14 protein-coding genes are annotated in these 24,224 nt (G+C 58.9%); 9 read left to right on the forward strand and 5 right to left on the reverse strand.

The window, feature by feature from the left end:
* Position 1: 1 nt before the first annotated feature.
* Positions 2-1,774, reverse strand: a complete 1,773-nt coding sequence (locus ACTWLJ_RS15380; RefSeq protein WP_445177443.1) for an N-acetylglutaminylglutamine amidotransferase — start codon at positions 1,772-1,774, stop codon at positions 2-4.
* Between the two features lie 294 nt (positions 1,775-2,068).
* Here ACTWLJ_RS15380 and ACTWLJ_RS15385 point away from each other — a divergent pair, with 294 nt between their 5' ends.
* Positions 2,069-6,904: an NEL-type E3 ubiquitin ligase domain-containing protein gene (locus tag ACTWLJ_RS15385; RefSeq protein WP_445177444.1), complete on the forward strand. Its 4,836-nt coding sequence runs from the start codon at positions 2,069-2,071 to the stop codon at positions 6,902-6,904.
* 10 nt (positions 6,905-6,914) lie between these two features.
* Here ACTWLJ_RS15385 and mnmC read toward each other — a convergent pair whose 3' ends face one another.
* Complete coding sequence (gene mnmC, locus ACTWLJ_RS15390) at positions 6,915-8,894, reverse strand: bifunctional tRNA (5-methylaminomethyl-2-thiouridine)(34)-methyltransferase MnmD/FAD-dependent 5-carboxymethylaminomethyl-2-thiouridine(34) oxidoreductase MnmC (RefSeq protein ID WP_445177445.1); 1,980 nt, start codon at positions 8,892-8,894, stop codon at positions 6,915-6,917.
* A 149-nt stretch (positions 8,895-9,043) separates the two neighbouring features.
* Between mnmC and pap the strand changes: the two genes are divergently transcribed.
* The gene (gene pap, locus ACTWLJ_RS15395; protein WP_445177446.1) at positions 9,044-10,558 is read left to right on the forward strand and encodes a polyphosphate:AMP phosphotransferase; all 1,515 of its coding nucleotides are present in this window, start codon (positions 9,044-9,046) and stop codon (positions 10,556-10,558) included.
* 103 nt (positions 10,559-10,661) lie between these two features.
* Complete coding sequence (locus ACTWLJ_RS15400) at positions 10,662-11,846, forward strand: thiolase family protein (protein ID WP_445177447.1); 1,185 nt, start codon at positions 10,662-10,664, stop codon at positions 11,844-11,846.
* A gap of 118 nt (positions 11,847-11,964) precedes the next feature.
* Here the strand turns inward: ACTWLJ_RS15400 and ACTWLJ_RS15405 are convergent, their stop codons facing one another.
* Positions 11,965-12,159: a DUF6316 family protein gene (locus ACTWLJ_RS15405; RefSeq protein ID WP_445177448.1), complete on the reverse strand. Its 195-nt coding sequence runs from the start codon at positions 12,157-12,159 to the stop codon at positions 11,965-11,967.
* Between the two features lie 208 nt (positions 12,160-12,367).
* Here ACTWLJ_RS15405 and ACTWLJ_RS15410 point away from each other — a divergent pair, with 208 nt between their 5' ends.
* Positions 12,368-13,327, forward strand: coding sequence for a DMT family transporter (locus ACTWLJ_RS15410; RefSeq protein ID WP_445177449.1), 960 nt, complete (start codon positions 12,368-12,370; stop codon positions 13,325-13,327).
* A gap of 105 nt (positions 13,328-13,432) precedes the next feature.
* Here the strand turns inward: ACTWLJ_RS15410 and ACTWLJ_RS15415 are convergent, their stop codons facing one another.
* The gene (locus tag ACTWLJ_RS15415; protein WP_401215853.1) at positions 13,433-14,827 is read right to left on the reverse strand and encodes a class II fumarate hydratase; all 1,395 of its coding nucleotides are present in this window, start codon (positions 14,825-14,827) and stop codon (positions 13,433-13,435) included.
* A 193-nt stretch (positions 14,828-15,020) separates the two neighbouring features.
* Between ACTWLJ_RS15415 and ACTWLJ_RS15420 the strand changes: the two genes are divergently transcribed.
* The 5 genes from ACTWLJ_RS15420 (at position 15,021) to ACTWLJ_RS15440 (ending at position 19,549) form a co-directional block, all read left to right on the forward strand.
* On the forward strand, positions 15,021-15,539 hold the full coding sequence (locus ACTWLJ_RS15420) for a DUF2059 domain-containing protein (protein ID WP_102354097.1): 519 nt from the start codon (positions 15,021-15,023) through the stop codon (positions 15,537-15,539).
* Between the two features lie 15 nt (positions 15,540-15,554).
* On the forward strand, positions 15,555-15,854 hold the full coding sequence (locus tag ACTWLJ_RS15425) for a BolA family protein (protein WP_201237292.1): 300 nt from the start codon (positions 15,555-15,557) through the stop codon (positions 15,852-15,854).
* 304 nt (positions 15,855-16,158) lie between these two features.
* The gene (gene trhO / locus ACTWLJ_RS15430) at positions 16,159-17,100 is read left to right on the forward strand and encodes an oxygen-dependent tRNA uridine(34) hydroxylase TrhO (RefSeq protein WP_445177450.1); all 942 of its coding nucleotides are present in this window, start codon (positions 16,159-16,161) and stop codon (positions 17,098-17,100) included.
* A 36-nt stretch (positions 17,101-17,136) separates the two neighbouring features.
* A complete protein-coding gene (locus tag ACTWLJ_RS15435) occupies positions 17,137-17,739 on the forward strand; it encodes a DsbA family protein (RefSeq protein ID WP_445181360.1) in 603 nt (200 codons plus the stop codon).
* Entirely contained in the window at positions 17,732-19,549 is a 1,818-nt protein-coding gene (locus ACTWLJ_RS15440; RefSeq protein WP_445177451.1) for an ABC transporter ATP-binding protein, read from the forward strand. The genes ACTWLJ_RS15435 and ACTWLJ_RS15440 overlap by 8 nt, the downstream gene beginning before the upstream one ends.
* Here ACTWLJ_RS15440 and ACTWLJ_RS15445 read toward each other — a convergent pair whose 3' ends face one another.
* Entirely contained in the window at positions 19,550-24,166 is a 4,617-nt protein-coding gene (locus ACTWLJ_RS15445) for a deaminase domain-containing protein (protein ID WP_445177452.1), read from the reverse strand.
* Between the last annotated feature and the right edge of the window lie 58 nt (positions 24,167-24,224).

Below are 24,224 nucleotides of genomic sequence, written 5' to 3' on the forward strand. Positions count from 1 at the left end.
ATCAGATTCCTTGTTCGCTGAGCCACAGGTTCAGTGCCGCCAGTTGCCACAGCTTCGAGCCGCGCAGCGGGGTCAGTTGGCCCTGTGGATCGGTCAGCAGTTTGTCGAGCATCGCCGGGTTGAACAGGCCGCGATCCTGGCTCGGGTCGAGCAGCAGATCACGCACCCAGTTCAGCGTGTCGCCCTGCAAATGCTTGAGGCCGGGCACCGGGAAATAGCCTTTCTTGCGGTCGATCACTTCGCTCGGGATGACCATGCGTGCGGCTTCTTTCAAGACTTGTTTGCCGCCATCGGGCAACTTGAACTTGCCCGGCACTCGCGCCGACAGTTCAACCAGTCGATAGTCGAGAAACGGCGTACGCGCTTCCAGGCCCCAGGCCATAGTCATGTTGTCGACGCGTTTGACCGGGTCGTCGACCAGCATCACCGTGCTGTCCAGACGCAGCGCCTTGTCGACCGCGGCGTCGGCGCCGGGTTGTGCGAAATGTTCCTTCACGAAGTCGCCGGCAGCGTCATTGGCCGTCAGCCATTTCGGTTGCACGGTGGCGGCGTAGTCGTCGTAGCTGCGGTCGAAAAATGCGTCGCGATATGCTGCGTACGGATCGGCCGCGCCGTCCACTTGCGGGTACCAGTGATAACCGGCGAACAACTCGTCCGCGCCTTGGCCGCTTTGCACCACTTTGCAGTGCTTGGCCACTTCGCGGGACAACAGATAGAAGGCGATGCAGTCATGGCTGACCATCGGCTCGCTCATTGCGCGGAACGCTGCGGGCAACTGCTCGATGATCTCTTTTTCGTCGATGCGCAGTTGGTGATGCTGAGTGCCGTAGTGTTTGGCGATCAGATCGGAATACTGAAACTCGTCACCGCGCTCGCCGCCAGCATCCTGAAAACCGATGGAAAAGGTCGACAGATTCTCCACGCCGACTTCACGCAGCAAGCCAACGAGCATGCTCGAATCGACACCGCCCGAAAGCAGCACGCCAACATCCACCGCCGCACGTTGACGAATGGCCACGGCTTCGCGGGTGCTGTCGAGGACGCGGTCGCGCCAGTCTTCGAGGGTCAGATTTTTCTCATCCTCGTGTGGGCCGTAGGGCAGGGACCACCAGGTTTTTTGCTCGGTACGGCCATCGGCTTCTATACGCATCCAGGTCGCTGGCGGTAGTTTTTCGATGCCGGCCAGCAAGGTGCGCGGCGCCGGGACTACGGCGTGGAAGTTCAGGTAATGATTGAGTGCCACCGGGTCGAGAATCGGGTTTATGTCGCCACCCTTGAGCAGCGCCGGCAATGCCGAGGCAAAGCGCAAACGCTGACCGGTGCGCGACAGGTACAGCGGTTTCACGCCGAGACGGTCACGGGCGATAAACAGACGCTGCGCGTCACGCTCCCAGATGGCGAAGGCAAACATGCCATTGAGTTTCGGCAGCAACGCTTCGCCCCAGGCGTGATAGCCCTTGAGCAGCACTTCGGTGTCACCACCGGAATAGAAGGCGTAGCCCAGCGCTTCGAGTTCGGCACGCAGTTCCGGGAAGTTGTAAATCGCGCCGTTGAAGGCCAGGGACAGGCCCAGTTGGCTGTCGATCATCGGCTGCGCCGAGCCGTCCGACAGGTCCATGATTTTCAGGCGACGATGGCCCAGGGCAATCGGCCCTTGGGCATGGAAACCCCACGCGTCGGGGCCGCGAGGGGCCAGGTGATGGGTAATTCGCTCAATGGCTGCAAGGTCTGCAGGTTGATGATCAAAACGTAACTCGCCAGCTAATCCGCACATAAAGTCCTTACCGGTTTTTCCGTTGGGGAGGATGAATCCTTGCCCGGCCAAAATGGCCGGTACTCAGAAACTGACCCGGGGAGGTTGTGGGAGTTTTAGATCATTAAGTTATAAAAGACAGGTACGGCACTTGGCGCCGTTAACACCAAAAACGATTTGGGGGGCGGTAGATAGTTATTTTCAGCATACAAATTACTGCTCGGATTTCGTGGGCATTCCGCAGTAAATCGAATTATCAAAACGCGGTTCAGATGGATAGGGTGTTGGTTCACAAACGCAATAAGGATATTGCAGATGTCTATTCACCTGGTGACCGAGGACACGAAGGCCTCGGATTTGCATTTGGTTCGGAGTGCCTTGCTGGAGGCTACCACCGACCTCGATAGCGCCGATGTGCTGCACAAGACCTTGCCCGACTGGCTGCTCAAGGCATCCCCGGTGTCTTTGGCGACGCTGGACCAGACGGCCCACACACTTCAGGTTCAGCGGGCGAAGCTCGAACCGATACTGAAGGGCTTGCGACCGCTGAAAGGCTTCTGCATTGAGCTGCTGACCATCGCTCTGGAAAAAAAGTGGTCGGTCAGTTTCAACGTGGAAAAGGATTACCTGGAGTTGTCCGGTGTGGACTGTGGCTGCGTTCCCGGCACTGCGCAGGCGACTGGCGTTCAAGGCACTCCGGTAGCCAAGCGCACTCTGCTGGAGGCTGCCATGCAGAACTTTGCAATGGATGAGGAGCAAGTCGCAGGCTTTCCATCGGGAAGTGTAGTGCGGGTGCTCAGTACGCCCGACGGCGTTGCCGGACTCACGCCCGCTGCCTTTGCCGGTGTGTGCCGGGAGCTGAATCTGGGGCTGCTCTATCAGCAGCATTTCGCAAAGGTTTTCGGTTTTCAGTCCGTCAACGGCAAGGTCGTGGCGAGTGGGCTGGTGAGCCAGGAAATCAGAAAAGTGAAAAAGCTGCTGTTTCAACTGGACATGCAGCTGGCTCGCTTGAAGGACGATATCACTCCGGCTGCACAGGCAACCGTTCAACGATTGAGCGATGCCGATGGTCTGGTCAACGCGCAGACGCTGCATTACCAGGGCCGCCCACTGATCATGCAGGGCATCGAGATCCATGACGCCTGCATTTGGGGCGTCGTTGTGTTCTCGGTACGTTCCGTTCAGTTCTATGCTGACGAATGGTGTCTGGTGTATATGCCCGGAGAGCCCCATCGACCGTTGTATGAGTACCCCAGTTTTAATGCGTTCAAGGAGTACCTGACGCTGAAACTGAACGTGCGCAGCTACAAGGATTACTTCGCTAATTGTCTGGACGAAGACAACAAGGTCGACTTCATGACGACTTTTGCCAACTCTCGTCAATTGGGCTTTGTAAAAGCGTTGTCGATCAACGTTTCGCTCCTGGATTTCATGGTGCAAAGCCATATCGGCAAATTGCAGATTGATGCCAGAACCCTGATCGTGCCGACTGCTGATGTGGACGAAGAGGCGCGTGAACAGCGCTTGGTCAAGTACCTTGAGGTTGGTGTCACAGTTGCCACGCTGGCCGGTTTTTTTGTTCCGGTAGTCGGGCAATTGATGATGGGCGTAGCTGTCGGGCAATTGTTGGCGGAAGTTTACGAAGGGGTCGAAGACTGGCGTGAAGGCGACAAGGATGAAGCGTTTGCCCATTTGCTGAATATTGCGCAAAACGTCGCGCTGATGGGCGTGGCGGCAGCAGGGCAAAAAGTGGTGGGCAGCGTGGTACGCCGAACCCTGCGCGAGCACCCGGAGTTCTTTGCCGGATTTACTGCGATCCTCAAATCAGGCGGGCAGTCGCGCCTGTTGAGGTCTCGATTGGAGAGTTATGAATTGCCGGCCTCCCTCGGGAACGAAGCTGTTGCCGGGGCCGATGGGGTCTTTTTGCGGGGAGGACAGTCTTGTGTCCGTATCGATCAGCGGGTTTATGCGGTCGAATTCGAGCCGGTTTCGAAGACCTGGCGTATCAGGCATCCATTGCGCAGCGAAGCTTTCATGCCGACAGTGGTGCGCCATCCCGAGGGCGGTTGGCGGCTGCCTCATGAACAATCGGAAGGGTGGACGGGAGCCTACACGCTCAAACGCATGGATCCACGGCTCAATACCCTTGAAGACGCCACTCTGGAAAAAACCCTGCGGATTATCGGAGCCCCCGTTAGTGAGATGCAGCGCCTGAGTGTCGAAAACCTGCCACTGCCGGCACGTTTGAGAGAAGCCCTAGTACGTTTGCAACTGGATGCGCAACTGCGTCAGTTCATCAGTGCCATGGAGCGGGCTGAAACCTCCGTCGCCGATCACGCTCCGTCCCAGTTGCATGCTTTACCGGCGCTTTCCGGGTGGCCGGAAGAGCGTTACATCAAAGTACTCAATGATGAACAGGAGATCTCCGCGACTTATCCACCAACACTGGTAGACGATGACGCTCTGAGCGTCATCGTCACAGAGGGGCAGTTAGCCAGAGGTGAGTTGTTGGAAACGGTGGTGAATGGCTTATACCCGCAGGAAGTAGAGGCTTTGTTAGGCGTTAAGGCCGCGAAAAGCGATGTAACCAAACTGTTGGCCAAGAAATTGGGCGAAGCCGTAAAGCTTGATCGGCGACCTTTGTTTGAACAGTTATATCGACACTCTGATCAGTGGCAGACCGATGATGGGTTGAAGCTGCGCCGGGTCCTGCCCAATGTGCCCTCACGCCAGGCTCAGGCATTGATTTCCAGAGCCACCAGTGTCGAACGCCTTCATGTGCGCAAGACCGGGCGAGTGCCCATGCGCCTGGCTCAGCAGTTGCGCGAAGCAGAGCAGACGGCGCGTCTGGATCGGGCGCTCGCTGGATGGATACTGCCGGAAGTCACCAACGCTGACAGCGAGAAACTCGCAGTTCAGTTGCTGCCTCGGCTGCATGGCTGGAACACGAGTCTACGTCTGGAACTGCGCGAAGGTACGATCAACGGTCGATTGCTGGAGGCTGTCGGTGAGGACACTTCGGTGTCCGCGCTCAAGTGCACGGTGGTCAAGACACCGCAGGGATATGAAGTTTTCGATGGCGAAAGACAATCGCTGGGCGCGGTTGCAAGTGGGCCGACCAGCCTTTGCGAGGCCATTCTCAAGGCTATTCCGCCCAGCCAACGGATCGCTGCCGGCTTTTCTGATCCTCAAGCAAGTGACTACGTACGCTTGCGCGGCAAGTTGCTGGACCTTGCTCTGGATACGCGGGAAGACGCTGTCGAGATATTGGCTTCCGGCAAGCTTGGTACAGCACGTCTTGATGACCCGTGCATTCAAGGGGATTCCCCCGGCGAAACCTCCTCTCATCCGCGTGCACTGGTGCGCAAGGTCACAAGACTTTATCCGCGGTTCTCCGAAACGCAGGCGCGGAGCATTCTCGATGGTCTGGGCAGTGATCAGATGAGCAGGGCCTTGGAGGTAAAGCGCCTGCAACGGGTGCTGAAAAGATTACGTGATGTGCTCGATGCCTGGAGTGAAGATGAAAACGCCATGAAAGCTCTCGGTGGCGATCTGTCCGAGGTGCGTGAAGGCCGACGCCTGGTGGCAGACCTTGTCGAGGACAGTTGGCGGCAGATTACGCAGGCAGTCAGTGAAAATGGCCTCGCACAACCGACCTTGACGCTTGAAGGCATGAGGGTTGGAAAGCTTCCAGTATTGCCTGCAGATCTGACCTTTGATCATGTGAAGCAGGTATCGCTCAAGAACATGGAACTGGACAATGATGTCGTCTATTTTCTGAAAGCGTTCAAGCAGGTTGAGTCACTTGAGCTTGATCGGAACAGGATCAGCCTGTTGCCTGAAGTGATTTCCCATATGCCTGCCTTGAAGCGGCTCAGCCTTGCCAAAAACCAATTGAAGTTGACCGAGCAAACTCTGCGCAAACTGTCTGAGTTGCGCACGCTCGAAGTGTTGAATCTGAGCGACAATCCGCTGGGAGCAACGCCGGATGTCGGCAAAATGTTTGACCTTCGTTTTCTTTCCGTTCGCGAAACCCGGGCGACCGAATTGCCCAAAGGTTTGGCACGTCTGCCCAATCTGGATCGCGTGGATCTGCGTGACAACGACATCAGGGAGCTGCCTGATTGGCTGTTTTCCAGCCCAAGGCGTTTCAGTGAAACCATCAATTTGCGTCACAACCCGCTGACTGACTCAAGCAATGAACGTCTGAAACAGTATCGCGACAGCGTGGGTAGTGGCATGGGCTACATCGAAGACGACATTACTCGTTTGAATGAACAGGCGGCTCGTGCGCTTTGGCTGCCTGAGGGGGCTGGCGAGACATTTACCAGGCGCAATGCGATCTGGACCGCATTGAAAGACGACCCGCAAGCAGACGGGTTGTTCCGGTTACTGTCGGAACTGATTCATACCGCCGACTCCCGGTACATTCAGGAAGACATGACACGTCGGGTCTGGAATGTCCTGAATGCTTGCGAAAGCAATTCGGCTTTGCGAGAACAAGTACTGGAACTGGCGGCCAATCCGATCAACTGTACGGATTCGGCAGCCTTGAACTTCAGCCACCTGGAAGTTGCTGCCGAAATCGACAGAGTCGCACATGCCCGGACAGGCGTACCACTCAGTGCGGCGTCCTTGTTGAAGCTGGGGCGCGGTCTGTTTCGACTGGATCAACTGGACGGAATCGCGCGCGAGCACATGCTGAGAAACCCTGCAGTCGATCCACTGGAAGTTAGCCTTGCTTATCGAACCGGCCTTGCCGACCATTTCGATCTGCCCGGACAACCCAGACATATGCGCTATGCATCCTTGAGCGGTGTCACGGCCAGCGCACTGGAAACCGCAAAAAATCAGGTGTCCAGTGCCGAACTGAGTCCCGCGTTGCTGAAGTACCTGGTGCAGCAACCGTTCTGGAGTGATTACCTGAAAGATCAATTTCCACGTCAGTTCGATACGGTCAGTGAAACCTACTCGACCCAGATGGACACTGTGTTCGATCAGGCCAGCAGGATTACCACTGCCAGTTATCTCACACAGATGGATGCAATCAAGGTCGCCAGAGAAGACGCTGAAAATACGGTGCTGGAACGACTGACCGAGCAGGCATTGCGAACGAGTGCGCTGGGCATCTGTGCCATCCCCAGCGACTGAAGACAGCCAGTCACTTTCCTCTGATCAACTGCCGCAACGCGAACCGGTTGGGGTGGCAGGCCTCGGCCACGCTCCTGGGTAGCGGTAGCGGCTCATTGTCCAGCCACGCGGCGAGCAGCTCGCCGGACAGTGGCGCGGTAATCAACCCGCGTGAGCCATGACCACTGTTGACGTAAAGACCGTCGAGCCATGGGCATTCGACGTCCGGCACCTGTCGGGCGTCCTTGCTCAGCGCTGCGTAAGCCTTGGTAAAGGCTTCGCGTTCGGCGAGAGGGCCAACAATCGGCAGATAGTCCGGGCTGGTACAACGGAATGCAGCGCGGCCCTCAAGCAACTCGGGGTCCTGTTCGCTGATATTCAGGCGCGAGACCAGGTCGTGGGAGATTTCTTCGAGCATCGCCAGATTTCCCAGATGTTCGGCGGTGGTCGGCGTCAGATCTTCGTTGTTGAAGTCGAAACTGGCGCCCAGCGTGTGCTCACCCAAACGGGCCGGGGCGACATAACCTTCGGCACACACCACGGTGCGCAGTGCCTGACTTTGCTCGGTTTCGGACAAGCAGGTGATCTGCCCGCGAATGCGCTTGAGGGGCAAGTCGGCACTCTGCGCAAAGCGCTGAATCTCGGCGGCACCGGCCAGTACCACCACCGGGGCGGCGGCGAGCAGGCGGTCACCGTCGAACGCTTGCCATTGGTCATCGACCTTGCGCAGTTGCAACACGTCGTGATGTTGCAGCAAGGTGATATTTGGCTGTGCAGCTTGCGCCTGACACAGTGCTGGCGGATGCACCCAACCACCTTCGGGGTAGAACAAACCGCCATGGGCCAGAGCGATGCCGGCCTGCACTTCGGCTTGCGGCTGATCGAGCCAATGCACCAGATCTTCCGGGAACGCCTCGGCCAGTTGCGCATGACGCTCGGCTTCCTTGGCATTGAACGCCAGTTGCAGCACGCCGCAATCGTCCCAATCCGTGCCGCGTTGCAGGGTTTCCAGCAGACGTCGGGTGTAGCCGAAACCGCTGACGATCATTTGCGAAAGGGTTGTGCCGTGCGCGGACAACTTCAGATAAAGCACGCCCTGCGGATTGCCCGAAGCTTCGCGGGCCACGGCGTCATGCCGTTCCAGCAAACTGACCTGCCAACCGCGAGCAGCGAGGCTAGCGGCGCTGGCGCAACCGGCCAGACCTGCACCGATCACCAGTGCCCGACGTTCACCGGTCAGCGGTGCAGGACGGGCGAACCATGGTTTGGCCGGGACCGGTGGCACCACATCCTGTGGCCAGCCGAGAAACTCGCCGCGCAGGATTTCCCACTTGTGACCGATGCCCGGTGTGCGCTTCATCTTGAACCCGGCGGCGTTGAGCAAGCGCCGCACCCAGCCGGTGCTGGTGAAGGTGCTGATGGTCGAGCCGGGCGCGGCCAGTCGCGCCAGTTCGACGAACAGTTCGGCGGTCCACATGTCGGGGTTTTTCGCCGGGGCAAAACCGTCGAGGAACCACGCGTCGATCTGCGCGTCGAGTTGCGGCAGTTGTTCCAGTGCGTCGCCGATCATCAACGTCAGCGTCACTCGACCGTTGGCCAGGGTGATGCGCTGAAAGCTCTGATGGATCGCCACGTAGTGCGTGAGCAACTGATCGGCCAATGGCTTGAGGTCCGCCCAGAGCGCCAGTGCCCGTTGCAGATCAGCAGGGCTGAGCGGGTACTTTTCGACGCTGACAAAATGCAGCCGCGCGCCGGCCACCGCGTGCTGTTCAAACAACTGCCAGGCGCAGAGAAAATTCAGCCCGGTGCCGAAGCCGGTTTCGCCGATCACCAGTCTTCCATTTGCTGGCAACGCGGCAAAACGCTCGGCCAGACGGTTCTGTTCGAGGAACACGTAACGGGTTTCATCCAGACCTGACTTGTCGGAAAAATACACGTCATCGAACACCCGCGAATGCGGACGTCCCTGGTCGTCCCAGTCGAGTTGGGCGTGGGGCATTACAGATTTCATGGCAGGCTCGGCAACGGCAAGGCGGCCATTCTAGCTGATCGCGCAGGGGGCGCTTGATCCATGGCAAGGTGAGGGCTGGGCATGTCGGGGAAAATGCCAAAAGATCGCAACATCCGCTAGTCTTGCTGAACCCTGTAAGGAGCTGTCCCATGTTCGAATCCGCTGAAATCGGTCACGCCGTCGACAAAGACACTTACGAAGCCGCCGTGCCCGCTCTGCGTGAAGCGTTGCTTGAAGCTCAGTTCGAGTTGCAGCAGCAAAAGCGTTTTCCGGTGATCATCTTGATCAACGGCATCGAAGGCGCGGGCAAGGGCGAGACCGTCAAACTGCTCAACGAGTGGATGGACCCGCGCCTGATCGAAGTGCGCACCTTCGACCAGCAGACCGATGAAGAGCTGGCGCGGCCACCGGCATGGCGTTACTGGCGGATGCTGCCGGCCAAGGGGCGGATGGGGATTTTCTTCGGTAACTGGTACAGCCAGATGTTGCAGGGACGGGTACACGGGTTGTTCAAGGACCCGCGTCTGGATCAGGCGATCAACGCCGCCGAGCGTCTGGAAAAAATGCTCTGCGATGAAGGCGCGCTGATCTTCAAGTTCTGGTTTCACCTCTCCAAGAAACAAATGAAGGCCCGCCTCAAGGCGCTGGCCGATGACCCGCTGCACAGCTGGCGCATCAGCCCGCTGGACTGGCAGCAATCGGAGACCTATGACAAATTCGTCAAGTACGGCGAACGCGTGTTGCGCCGCACCAGTCGCGACTACGCGCCGTGGCACGTGATCGAAGGTGTGGACGCCCATTATCGCAGCCTGGCGGTCGGCAAGATTTTGCTCGAAGGCCTGCAAAGTGCGCTGAAACGCCAGAGCATCCAGACGCACGATGTCACCGCTGCGCCGCTAGGCGTGGCGGTCGATCAGTTGAACCTGCTCGACAGTCTCGACCTGACCCGGCGTCTGGACAAGAAAGACTACGAAGAACAATTGATCACCGAACAGGCGCGTCTGTCGGGGTTGATGCGTGACAAACGCATGCGTCGACATGCGCTGGTGGCGGTATTCGAAGGTAACGATGCGGCAGGCAAGGGCGGGGCGATCCGTCGTGTCGCCGCTGCACTTGATCCGCGCCAGTACAGCATCGTGCCGATTGCCGCGCCGACCGAAGAAGAGCGCGCGCAGCCGTACTTGTGGCGGTTCTGGCGGCACATTCCGGCGCGGGGCAAGTTCACCGTGTTCGACCGCTCCTGGTATGGCCGGGTGCTGGTGGAACGGGTCGAAGGTTTCTGCAGTCCGGCGGACTGGATGCGCGCCTACAGCGAAATCAACGACTTTGAAGAGCAGATCGCCGACGCCGGGGTGATCGTGGTCAAGTTCTGGCTGGCAATCGACAAGGACACGCAAATGGAGCGCTTCCAGGAGCGCGAGGAAATCCCCTTCAAGCGCTTCAAGATCACCGAGGACGACTGGCGCAACCGTGAAAAGTGGGACGTGTATCGCACGGCCGTGGGCGACATGGTTGATCGCACCAGTACCGAAATTTCCCCGTGGACGCTGGTCGAAGCCAATGACAAACGCTGGGCCCGGGTCAAAGTGCTGCGCACGATCAATCGCGCACTCGAAGAGGCTTTCGAGCGTTCCGACAAGCACGAGAAAAAACACAAGAGCTAAGCCGATGGACCCGCATACGCGAGGTGAATGATTGTCGCGGTCGGCGCCGGGGTGGACTTATGCTCGAGTCCACTCTCAACCGATAACAACAATGAGGTATGCCATGCGTGAAGTGGTGATCGTCGACAGCGTACGGACCGGCCTGGCCAAATCCTTTCGCGGCAAGTTCAACCAGACCCGCCCTGACGACATGGCGGCGCATTGCGTCAACGCGCTGCTGACGCGCAACGACATCGACCCGGCCAGCGTCGAGGATTGCATCGTCGGCGCCGGCTCCAACGAAGGCGCGCAGGGCTACAACATCGGCCGCAACGTTGCGGTGCTGTCGCAGTTGGGCACTGGCGTTGCCGGGATGACCCTCAACCGTTTCTGCTCATCCGGGTTGCAGGCAATTGCGATTGCCGCGAACCAGATTGCCTCGGGTTGCAGCGACATCATTGTCGCCGGCGGCGTCGAATCGATCAGCCTGACGATGAAAAGCGTCAATACCGACCACCTGATCAACCCTTTGCTTAAACAACAATCGCCGGGCATCTATTACACGATGGGCCAGACCGCCGAAGTCGTCGCGCGGCGTTATGGCGTCAGCCGTGAAGCGCAGGATCGTTACTCCCTGCAAAGTCAGCAACGCACCGCGCAGGCACAAGCGGCGGGGCTGTTCGCTGACGAAATCGTGCCGATGTCAGTCAAGTACCGGGTTGAAGACAAGAACACCGGTGAAGTGCAGATTCTCGACGGCATCGTCGATCACGATGACTGCAACCGCCCTGACACCACTTACGAAAGTCTTGCCGGGTTGAAACCGGTGTTTGCTGAAGACGGCTCAGTGACTGCGGGCAATTCATCGCAACTGTCCGACGGCGCCTCGATGACGCTGGTGATGAGCCTGGAAAAAGCCCTGCAACTGGGGCTCAAGCCGAAAGCATTTTTCCGTGGTTTCACCGTGGCCGGTTGCGAGCCCGATGAAATGGGTATCGGCCCGGTGTTCTCGGTGCCGAAACTGCTCAAGGCCAAGGGTTTGCAAGTGGCTGATATCGATTTGTGGGAACTGAACGAGGCGTTCGCTTCGCAATGCCTCTACAGCCGTGATCGGCTGGAAATCGATAACGAGAAGTACAACGTCAATGGTGGTTCGATTTCCATTGGTCACCCGTTCGGCATGACCGGGTCGCGTCAGGTCGGGCATCTGGTGCGTGAACTGCAACGGCGCAATTTGCGTTATGGCATTGTGACCATGTGCGTGGGTGGCGGGATGGGCGCTACCGGGTTGTTTGAGGCGGTGCGTTAAGCCTTGAGAGGTTTGTTGTCAGTCCAATAGCATCGCCAGCAGGCTGGCTCCCACAGGTTTGGTGTTCAGCACAAAAACCTGTGGGAGCCAGCCTGCTGGCGATTGGTATCAACACTATTCAAGGGCGGGAATCGAGTAGTTGCATCCGCGCGATATAGGCCTTGATCTCTTGCTCAGCGGACTCGGCACTGTCGAACGGCCCTTCAAGGGTGTTTTCTCGCGTGCTGAAATACAGATCACCATTGACCCGGCAAATCCGCTCACTACGAAAATGCGTGGCGGGGGCCGCGTCCTGGGCGCGCATGGCTAACATGGCAAGTCTCCTGAAATGGCCATGAATGAGTCCGATCAGCTTATGCCTGAAGCACTTGGCTCGCTCCTTCAGCCGATCAACGGCAGTGCGCCAATAAACCGTTGCGACCTGCACAGTTTCATTCGCGGCCTGGCCTGAACTGTCCCTGTGTCGCGCCAGCCTCTGCGCCTAGAATGAGCGCTCTCGTCAGCAGGCTTTTGGGGTTCACATGCACATATCTTCCGGGCGCTGGGTGTATGGATTGTTCCTCGCGCTGCTGACCGCGTTTCTCTGGGGAATCTTGCCGATCAAACTCAAGCAGGTGTTGCAGGTGATGGACCCGTTCACGGTCACCTGGTATCGCCTGACGGTTGCCGGTGGCTGCCTGTTTATCTATCTGTCGTTGGCCAAGCGTTTGCCGAGCCGCAAAGTGCTCGGGCCCAAGGGAGGCTGGCTGGTGCTGATGGCGGTACTCGGGCTGGTCGGCAACTACGTTTTGTATCTGATGGGCTTGCAGTTGCTCAGCCCCGGCACCGCGCAACTGGTGGTGCAGACCGGGCCGATCATGTTGCTGGTCGCCAGTGTTTTCGTGTTCAAGGAGCGTTTCAGCATCGGTCAGGGCGTTGGCCTCGCGGTGCTGCTGATCGGCTTCGTGCTGTTTTTCAATCAGCGTCTGGCGGAGTTGCTCACCTCGCTGTCGGACTACACCGCTGGCGTGCTGCTGGTGCTGTTGGGTTCGACGGTCTGGGCGTTTTACGCGCTGGGGCAGAAGCAATTGCTGACGGTGTGGAATTCGTTGCAAGTGATGATGGTGATCTACCTGTTTTGCGCGCTGTTGCTGACGCCGTGGGTGCATCCGCTGGAAGCATTGGAGTTGAGTCCGTTGCAGGGCTGGTTGTTGCTGGCGTGCTGCATGAACACCTTGATTGCCTATGGCGCATTTGCCGAGGCGCTGGCGCATTGGGAGGCTTCGCGGGTCAGTGCGACGTTGGCGATTACGCCGTTGGTGACCTTTGGCGCGGTAGCGATTGCGGCCGAAGTCTGGCCGGATTATGTGCATGCCGAGCAGATCAATGGCTTGGGTTACGGCGGGGCAGTGCTGGTGGTGCTGGGTTCGGCGCTGGTGGCGTTGGGGCCTTCGTTGATTGCCGGGCTCAAGGCGCGGCGGGCACGGATGGTTGCCAGTTAAAACGCGTCATCGTTCATCGCGGGCAAGCCACGCTCCCACAGGCGATACATGACCCTGTGGGAGCGTGGCTTGCCCGCGATGACGGTCTGACAGGCGCTAAAGTTCTCAGCCCTTGGCGCCAGCCTCGGTCATATTCTCCGGCCGCACCCACGCATCAAACTCTTCATCGGTCAGATAACCCAGTTCCAGCGCCGCCTCACGCAAGGTCAGCCCTTCGCCGTAAGCCTTCTTGGCGATTTCCGCCGACTTGTCGTAACCGATATGCGGATTCAACGCCGTCACCAGCATCAAGCCACGTTCCAGATGCTGAGCCATGACCTGCGCATCCGGTTCGAGCCCGGCGATGCAATGCTGCTGGAAGTTGCTGCAACCATCGCCGAGCAGGCGGATCGATTGCAGCAGGTTGTGGATGATCACCGGTTTGAACACGTTCAGCTGCAAGTGACCCTGACTCGCAGCGATACCGATTGTCACGTCGTTGCCCAGCACCTGACAGGCGAGCATCGACAGCGCTTCGCACTGGGTCGGATTGACCTTGCCGGGCATGATCGAACTGCCCGGCTCGTTGGCCGGCAGGCGTACTTCGGCAAAACCTGCGCGTGGGCCGGAGCCGAGCAGGCGCAGGTCGTTGGCGATTTTCATCAGCGCCACGGCCAGGGTTTTCAACGCGCCGGAGAGGGTGGTCAGCGGTTCGTGCCCGGCCAGCGCGGCAAATTTGTTCGGCGCAGTGACGAAAGGCAGGCCCGACAACGCCGCCAGTTCAGCGGCAATCGCCTCGCCAAAACCATGCGGCGAATTCAGCCCGGTGCCGACTGCGGTGCCGCCCTGTGCCAGTTCGCAAACGGCTGGCAATGAGGCGCGAATCGCTCGCTCGGCGTAATCCAGTTGCGCTATGAACCCGGACACTTCCTGACCGAAGGTGATCGGCGTGGCGTCCATCATGTGCGTGCGGCCGGTCTTCACCAGTTTCATGTGGCGGGCGGCCAGTTCGGCGAGGCCGCCGGACAACTCGGCAATCGCCGGCAGCAGTTGTTCCTGCACGGCGCGGGCGGTGGCGATGCTCATGGCCGTGGGGAAGCAGTCGTTGGAACTCTGCGAGCGGTTCACGTGATCGTTCGGGTGCACCGGCGTCTTGCCGCCGCGTGGGTTGCCGGCCAGTTCGTTGGCGCGGCCGGCGATCACTTCATTGACGTTCATGTTGCTCTGGGTGCCGCTGCCGGTCTGCCAGACCACCAGTGGAAACTGGTCGTCGTGCTGGCCGTCGAGGACTTCGTCGGCAGACTGTTCGATCAGGCGGGCGATGTCCGCGGGCAGATCACCGTTGCGGTCGTTGACCCGGGCCGCGGCTTTCTTGATCAGGGCCAGGGCGTGCAGCACCGGCAGCGGCATGCGTTCCTGTCCGATGGCGAAGTTGATCAGCGAGCGTTGCGTCTGAGCACCCCAGTAAGCGTCGTCCGGGACCTCGATCTGGCCCAGGCTGTCGGTTTCGATACGGCTCATCGTGCACACTCCTGTTGGTCTGTTTGCGCAGTTTAGGCCCGGTTCGGCCCAGGTGGTTCCATCAACCCGATTGTTGACCGGTAAAACCCGGTCAATCAAGCGCCGCAAGGCCCGGGGGTTGAGCCGCAGCGATTTTTAGGCGCAGAATGGCCCCCCTTGGGGTTTTACCTCGCCTGCTAGAAAAGGAAACTCGATGACTCGTCTTCGTGCCATCTGCACCGCGGTTGCACTGGTTTGCGCCAGCGGCCAGGTGCTTGCCGATACCGCCAGCCACAACGCCAGTGCCGAAGCTTTCCTGACCCTGGCACACGCTGACAAACTGGGCACTCCGGTGTACATGCAAGTGCAGCAGATGTTTGCCCAGCGTTTTGAACAGACCAAAGCCCCGGAAGCCAAGAAAGCCGTACTGGAAACCTACCAGGCCAAGGCCAACGCTGCGCTGGACCAGGCCATTGGCTGGAACAAGCTCAAGCCTGACATGGTCAAGCTCTACACCAGCAACTTCAGCGAATCCGAGCTGAAAGACCTGGTCGCGTTCTACCAGTCGCCACTGGGCAAGAAAGTCCTGGAAAAAATGCCGCAGCTGACTCAGCAATCGGCCCAGATGACCCAGGCCAAGCTGGAAAGCGCAGTGCCTGTCGTCAACAAACTGTTGGATGACATGACCAATGAGCTGGCTCCGAAAGGCGCAGCTCCGGCCAAGAAGAAGTAATCAGCGGAGTTCGGTATGACCATGCAACAACGCATCGAATCGACGCTGGGCCTGTTACAGCCCGAGCATCTGCAAGTGCTGGATGAAAGCCACATGCACAGTCGCGGGTTACAGACCCACTACAAGGCTGTGGTGGTCAGCGCGCAGTTCGAAGGCTTGAACCGGGTCAAGCGCCACCAGAAAGTCTACGGCACGCTCGGCGAGCTGATGGGCGAGTTCCATGCGTTGGCGCTGCACACCTACACCCCGCAGGAATGGGCAGAGATCGGCGCCGCCCCGGCGTCGCCGACCTGTGCTGGCGGTAGCAAGCACTGATAGATCTGCCGGCTTTTGTAGTGAGGGAGTATTGGGTGAGGGGCTGTTGTGGTGAGGGGATTTATCCCCGTTGGGTTACGAAGTAGCCCCAAAACCCTTCAATCCCTTTTCTCCAGTTGAACCTCCGTTATCGGATTTACGACTGCTGCGCAGCCGAACGGGGATAAATCCCCTCGCCACAGAGTTTCGACAGATCCTAAAACCATCGTGTTTTTGCTAGAATCCGCAACGCGCCGCTAACCCGGCGCGTTTTTTTTCGTATCCGGTTCACCCTTTACGAGGGTAGCCACCTGGAGAAACACCCATGACACAACCGATTGTCGTGGCGGCACTGTATAAGTTCGTCACCCTCGAAGATTACGTCGCCCTGCGCGAGCCATTGCTGCAAGCGATGGTCGACAACGACATCAAAGGCACCCTGCTGATCGCCGAAGAAGGCATCAACGGCACGGTTTCCGGCAGTCGCGAAGGCATTGATGGCCTGCTGGCCTGGCTGAAGAACGACCCGCGCATGATCGACATCGATTACAAAGAATCGTATTGCGACGATCAGCCGTTCTACCGCACCAAGGTCAAGCTCAAGAAAGAGATCGTCACCCTCGGCGTCGAAGGCGTGGACCCGAATAAAAAGGTCGGCACCTACGTTGATCCGCAAGACTGGAACGCGTTGATCAGCGACCCGGAAGTGCTGTTGATCGACACGCGCAACGATTACGAAGTGTCGATTGGCACCTTCGAAGGCGCCATTGATCCGAAAACCACCAGTTTTCGCGAATTCCCCGATTACATCAAAGCTCACTTCAACCCGGCCGTGCACAAGAAAGTCGCGATGTTCTGCACCGGCGGCATTCGTTGTGAGAAAGCCTCGAGCTACATGCTCACCGAAGGCTACGAAGAGGTTTACCACCTCAAGGGTGGCATTCTGAAGTACCTCGAAGAGGTGCCGCAGGAAGAGACCAAATGGCAGGGCGACTGCTTCGTCTTCGACAACCGCGTGACCGTGCGTCACGATCTCAGCGAAGGCGACTACGATCAATGTCATGCCTGCCGCACACCGGTCAGCGTTGAAGATCGCACCTCCGAGCATTACGTGGCCGGCATCAGTTGCCCGCACTGCTGGGACAAGCTGAGCGAGAAGACTCGCCGCAGCGCCATTGATCGGCAGAAGCAGATCGAACTGGCCAAGGCGCGCAACCAGCCGCACCCGATCGGCTACAACTATAAGCAAGCATCCTCCGAGGTCTGAACCATGTCTGCGCGCCTGCTCTATGTGATGGACCCGATGTGTTCCTGGTGCTGGGGGTTTGCTCCGGTGGCCAAGGCTCTGGTCGAGCAGGCTCAGGCGGCGGGTGTCGAGTTGCATCTGGTGGTCGGCGGACTGCGCACCGGCAGCGGTGCGGCACTCGAACCGACCACCCGACGCTACATTCTCGAACACTGGCAAGCGGTCACCGAGGCCACTGGCCAGCCGTTCAAGCTTGAGGGCGCGTTGCCTGACGGTTTTGTCTACGACACCGAACCGGCCTGCCGCGCAATCGTCACTGCGCGCAGCCTTGCGCCGGATTGCGCTTGGAAACTGGTCGGGCTGATCCAGCAAGCGTTTTACGCCGAAGGCCGCGACGTAACCCAGGCCAGCGTGCTGGTGGAATTGGCTGAACAGGCGGGCGTGCCGCGTATCGAATTTGCCGCTTTGTTCGATCATGCCGATCAACACAACGCGACCCAGGCTGATTTCAGTTGGGTGCAGGATCTGGGCATTGCCGGGTTCCCGACTCTGCTTGCCGAGCGCAATGGTCAACTGGCGTTGCTGACCAACGGCTATCAACCGCTCAGCGAACTCTCGCCGCTGCTTGGCCGCTGGCTGGAGCGCGCAGCCTGTGCCTGACCTGGCCGATGACACGCCAGCCGTAAAGCGTGTCGACCGGCTGAGCTGGGCAGAAGTCCGGCGCTTGGCACTGCATCATAAAAAATCCCTGTGGATCGCCAACGGCGTGGCCGTATTGGCGACGCTGTGCAGCGTGCCGATTCCGTTGCTGCTGCCATTGCTGGTCGATGAAGTCCTGCTCGGCCATGGCGATTCAGCGCTGAAAGTGATGAACCAGGTGCTGCCGGGTATGTGGCAGCAGGCGGCCGGTTATATCGGTCTGATGCTGGTCGTTACCCTGACCCTGCGTTGCAGCGCGTTGTGTTTTGGTGTGTTGCAGGCGCGGCTGTTTGCGCGGTTGGCCAAGGACATCGTCTATCGCATTCGCGTGCGCCTGATCGAACGCTTGAAGCGAATTTCCCTCGCCGAATACGAAAGCCTCGGCAGCGGCACGGTGACCACGCATCTGGTCACCGATCTGGATACCCTCGACAAGTTCGTCGGCGAAACCCTCAGCCGTTTCCTGGTGGCGATGCTGACGTTGGTCGGTACCGCCAGCATTCTGATGTGGATGCACTGGAAACTGGCATTGCTGATTCTGCTGTTCAACCCGCTGGTAATCTACGCCACAGTGCAGTTGGGCAAACGGGTCAAACACCTGAAGAAGCTGGAGAACGACAGCACTGCGCGCTTCACTCAGGCATTGAGCGAAACCCTCGATGCGATCCAGGAAGTGCGCGCCGGCAATCGTCAGGGATTCTTCCTCGGACGGCTCGGTTTGCGGGCGCAGGAAGTGCGCAATTACGCGGTCAATTCGCAGTGGAAAACCGATGCCTCCAACCGCGCCAGCGGCTTGCTGTTCCAGTTCGGCATCGACATCTTCCGTGCGGCAGCGATGCTTACCGTGCTGTTTTCCGATCTGTCGATTGGGCAGATGCTCGCGGTGTTCAGTTACCTGTGGTTCATGATCGGCCCGGTCGAACAACTGCTGAACCTGCAATACGCCTATTACGCGGCGGGCGGGGCGCTGACGCGAATCAACGAACTGCTGGCGCGGGCTGATGAGCCGCAATACCCGGGCGGCATCGATCCGTTCAAGGGGCGCGACACCGTTGGCATCGAAGTGCAGGGCCTGAGCTTTGGCTATGGTGATGAACTGGTGCTGGATCAGATGAACCTGTCTATCGCTCCGGGTGAAAAGGTTGCGATTGTCGGTGCCAGCGGCGGCGGTAAAAGCACTCTGGTGCAACTGCTGTTGGGTCTGTACACGCCATTGGCCGGGACCATCCGTTTTGGTGGTTCGACGCAACAGGAAATCGGCCTTGAGACCGTGCGCGAAAACGTCGCCGTTGTGCTGCAGCATCCGGCGCTGTTCAACGATACAGTGCGCGCCAACCTGACCATGGGCCGGATGCGCAGCGACGAAGACTGCTGGCAGGCGCTGCAAATCGCGCAGATGGAGGCGACCATTCGCGCCCTGCCTGATGGTCTGGACAGTATCGTCGGGCGCTCTGGCGTGCGCTTGTCCGGCGGCCAGCGGCAACGGCTGGCGATTGCACGGATGATCCTCGCCGAGCCGAAAGTGGTGATTCTCGACGAGGCCACCTCGGCCCTCGACGCCGCCACCGAATACAATCTGCATCAGGCCATGGCGCGGTTCCTCAGTGGCCGCACCACGCTGATCATTGCCCATCGCCTGTCGGCGGTGAAGCAGGCGGATCGGGTGTTGGTGTTCGACGGCGGTCAAGTGGCCGAGGACGGCGATCACCAGCAACTGATCGCCGATGGCGGGCTGTACGCCAAGCTCTACGGCCATTTGCAGCGGATGTAATCAGCTCCAGAGCACCTGCAGCGCGTTCTCCCCGCCATCGTGGCCGAACTGCTTCATTACCAGCGAACATGATTCGCACGGGCGCATGGTCGTCGCGATGTCGACCGAGCGTATTTCCGTGGTGTCGGGATATTTGTCGCGGATGACCCTGATCAGTTTGCTTTCACTGTCGAGCGAAGTCGGTCGGACGGTTTGTGCCGGCTGATAGGTTTTCAGATCCTTGATGGTCAGCGGCACGGCCAGCAGTTGACCTTGTTCCGTCACCTCCAGTGACGTTTTCGGGAAGGCTGCGCTGTAATCGACGTTGATGTAGGTGGTCTGACCGATCCGCACATGATTGGCGCCCATGTGCCGAAACAACGGCAAGCGCTGGGTGCTGCCCTGTGCACCGGAAACGCTGACATAGATTTCCCGCTGGCCACTGGCGGTGGTGACCTCGGCGTAGGCGATGTTGCGGGCGTTGACCGGTCGTTCGCGCATGGGCAACAGGTTCTGCAGTTTTTGCATGCTGCCGTCGATGCGTAGCGCCGCGTTGGCATTGGCCGGTTGAATCGTCGGTGACAAAAACAGCGTGTCGAAAATTTCAGCGGTTTTCTGCCGAAAGGCTTCCGGCGCTTCCTTGCTGCGCGCCCACGTGACGGCACCCTCAGGCAAGCGAGTGACGATCATTCGGGTCGAATGATCGAACATCAAGGCTTCGCCCGGGCTGGTGTCGACCTTCAGCCATTTCATGTTGTTCGCGGGGCGCGTGCTGGTGCCGAGAGGAATGGCGATCTGCTCCATGGTTAGCATGGCGCGCTGCACCGATTCGAGACCATGGATGCGCACCATGTTGTTGGCGTTCAGTGATCCGGTATAAACGGTCAGCAGTTCTGCGCCGAGCGTACCGTCTGTCAGTTCAGCGCTCGTCAGGCGATTGAAGGTCAGTTGTTTGCCGGGGATTTGCCCTTGGCGCAGGCTCGACAGATAGTATTCATGGCTGTTGATCCGAAAAAACACGTGGGAGGCTGAATCGTCGATGGCCTGTACCAGAATTGCGCCAACCTGATGTGAATCGTCGAGCCCGTCGTACGATCCACCGGTCTTGATCCGGGCATAGATGCCTTTGCGAAACTGCAGCGTGGCCTCGATTTTTTGTCTGGGCACCAGTCTGCCGTCACGGAAGCCGAGGGGGGCGAGTTCGCCGGTGAACAGGGACGGCCGATTATTGACGATTCGATAAAGCTTGCCATCGACCGCGAGGAACGTCCCTTCATGACGGCCCATGCTGACCGGTTCCGAGACCCGTTCGCCGAACCATGGCGCATAGCCTCTTTCCTTGTCGATCGCGCCGAGGGCCGGGGTCGGCGCGGGGTCGTCGGTGACATAGCTGACACGACAATCGCTGCGCCCCGGCGCTCGTCGAATCCGGCATGGCAGCAGTGTCCACTGGCGACTGTCATCGAGCAGATCAACCCGGCACAGCTCATCGCCGTCGAGTCGATAGGGCACATCGTCGATCATTACCGTGGTGCGTCCACCGGCCTCGGGCAGGTGTTGCACGCGTGACTTTTCCGACAGTTCGATGACGAGCTGATCGTCGTTTTTTTTCACGCCGCTGTAGTGGGAGCGCCCCGGTGAAAAATCGTGATCGAGTTGCGTCAGTCGAGGGCCGTAAGGGCGGTTGGACTGCGGATCGAGTAGATGGTACCTGGAGCCGCTGGCCGAAACGTTGCGCACCGGAACGTCGTCAATGCCTTTGACCACTGCGAGCTGGTCAGCATGGCCCAGTGGTTTCCAGCGGCCGGCGTCAAGTGACTGCGGCAAGCTATGCAACAGATCATATTCAGCGATTCTGCCTGCCTGCTTTTTCAGGCGCATTAGCGCACGATTTTCCAGATGGCCCACAGCACGCACGACTCCGCGTAATCCGCGCCCCCCAAGCTTCAGCAGCGCGGGCGCAGAGTCCAGCGGGTTGAAGTTGCGCAAACTGGAAATCAGCAGGGTTTTCGACAATTGAGCGATGCGTGGAAGCACCACACGAATGGCCATTTTCCCTGCTACCGCTGCCAGGCGAATGCTGCCCGCGACGAACTTGCCCAGAGGAATCGCGAACGAAACGATATCGAGCAACAGGCCGAGTATGCCCAGCACCCGTTTGCCGGAATTGTCCGATTGCAGGTCTTCGAGGCTGCCCCAGAACGGGATGAACCCCTTGAGGGCATGGGTCCAGTGATTTCCGTTGTTATCACGCTCGAAACCGGTATCTCCCCATGCTTCGCTGCGCAGCGTCTGTTCATCGACATAGAACAAGTGAGTAGCAACAAACGCGGCGATCTGGCCGGTTCGCGCCGAAGTAAAGGTAAGGTTCGGCAAACTGTCGTGATGGGCCTGCGGGATCGAAGATGGGCTCAAGGCTTCACCCAGAGGTTCAAGGATCGCCACGCACCTTGCGTCCTTTTTGGGTATCGAGCCGGTTTCGTGTGCGTCCCGATCGAGTGGCAGGGGGCGGCCGACGATGCGGGTAATGCTCTGGCCGCGGGTTCTTCCGCGCTTTGGGGGAAGCGCTGACAACAGCAAACCACCGATATGCGAGAGCGTCAGCTTCGGGCATTTACGTATTACACCGGCACGGGGCAGGCACTCGTAGAAACGCGGCTGCCCCAGATAAGTGACCTGCAGTATGAAGCCCATGCGGGCCCTGTAAGGCAGTATGTTTTCTGCGGTTTCGAGGTGGGCCGGAATGTGGCGTGTCTTATCCCTGAGGCTGTGAATTTTCACTTCACCATGCTCCAGTGCCCGACGATCGTCCCACGGCAATGTGACCAGCTGGCTTTTGATCAAATATTCATAGGCGTTTCTGGTCTTGGCCAGATAGTCATTGAATTGCTGATCGAACAGCGTCTTGATATCGGGCAACGTACAGTTATGCGGGAAACGCGAAAGCGGTTGCCCCGGTCTTTCATTGCTGACAAAGCCGCTACTCAGCTTCCGCTCTGCGGACAGACTGAGCCATTCACTGGCGCGTCTGCCATCGCTGCTGACGTACCACCGGGTATCGGGCGTCAGGCCACCGGATGCATAGATTTCCAGCAGCGGCCAGGTGGGCAGTGCCACATCCGGGGTGTCGAAAATACTGCGTCGGGCGCGACTGGCCGGTCGATGATGGTGGCGCTTCAACTTAATGGTGGTGTGGTCGTACAGGCCGCTTGTCAGTGCCCGTTCCAGTTCGCGTTTTGCCAGTGACAAACGTTGCGGCGGATCGACATCCAGCAGCAGGACCGCCTTGTTCAGTCGGGTCCGGTGGTCCTCCAGACGTTGCACCGCGTGTTGCCCGGTCTGCAGTTCGTCCAAAGGCCCGATCGTACCGGTCGCCAGCGCCCAGGTCAGTGCCGCCGGAGCGCGTGTCATTGCTATCAAGACCTGTAATTCGGGAGTGGCATTTTCGCTTTTCTTCAGGGGCAAATCGGTCAACTGTTGAAAGGTCAGATACTGCAACGACTCAGGATCGAGTGCGTGGGCGAGGTGGGCTCCATGCACGAAATTGACCCAGACCACCGAGGAGGCGTATGGCAGATCCTCTGGAATGTCACGCACCTGAAGCTCAACGGAAAATTGCGTCAGGCAGATGTTTCCCAGCAACGCCTTTTCGATTGGCGTCGACACTCGATCCGAGTCTTCAAGATGTTGCAAAAAGTCCCGCTGAATGGCGGTGTAGCTTTTCCCGTAGTTGGCGCGTTGCTCCATGGTAAAGCCGGCCAGATCGGTCGGACTGTCATGGCGAGGCAGGTCATACCACAGACGCAAGACATCCAGCAGCAGGTGTGTCCCGACGTCCGGGGCTGTTTGCTCCCCGGGTTCGGCACCGTACCAAGCCAGGGCTTTCAGCAGGAGCAGGCCAAGATCACGAGCTTTTGGCGTACCAAGCAGACGCTCCAGGCAGGCGAAAGGCTGGCGCTCAAGTTGTCTGGGCGTTAACGGCGGAGCCACCTCGCTGGCCAGGCAGTCGATTGCCGACAGGGTTTTGCCCGTGAGCCAATCGCCAATCAGGTCGTGGACGGTGGTTTTGTCGTCGTCAGTCATCAGAATCGCAGGCGCCGAATGAAGATTCAGCCGATGGCGCGCGCGTTGCTCTTCAACTTCGTCGATCAGTCGGGTCAGTGCATCTGCATCTTGCGTTCGCGGTAGTGTGAACCCGGACTCACTCAGCAACTGCGAAAGCGGCAGCAACCTGTCGGAACGCAGGTGTGCGCCTATACTCAGCAATGCTCGTTGAAACCGGCGAATCTTTTCTGGCGCTTTGGTCACATCCTTGATGATGTAGCTGGCATCACTTTGATCACGACGACTGCTGGTGAACCGGCACTGGTTGGCCACCGCACTGACGTGCGTCAGCTGCCCGCTGGATGCTTGCAATTGCTGGGTTAAAAGTGCGTCGCCCGCATCCTCGAACAGCGCCTGCAGGAGTGTTTGCGCGAGGTTGTGCGCTATGCCGAGGCGCGAGTCGGGTTCGGGCGAAAGGTAAAAGTTGTCGAGATCAGTGGAGGCTGCCTGTACGGCCCGCAATCCAGTCACCAGCGCACGGTATTCTGTCTGTTGTGCGGTATGGCGTTGCAGCGGGGATATCGGTGTTTGCATGGGATAACAGCTCTGGAATGGTCGTGAGCCGTCAGTGTCGAAGTATCGTGTGCACTCG

It is taken from the genome of Pseudomonas sp. McL0111 (genome assembly GCF_052567255.1).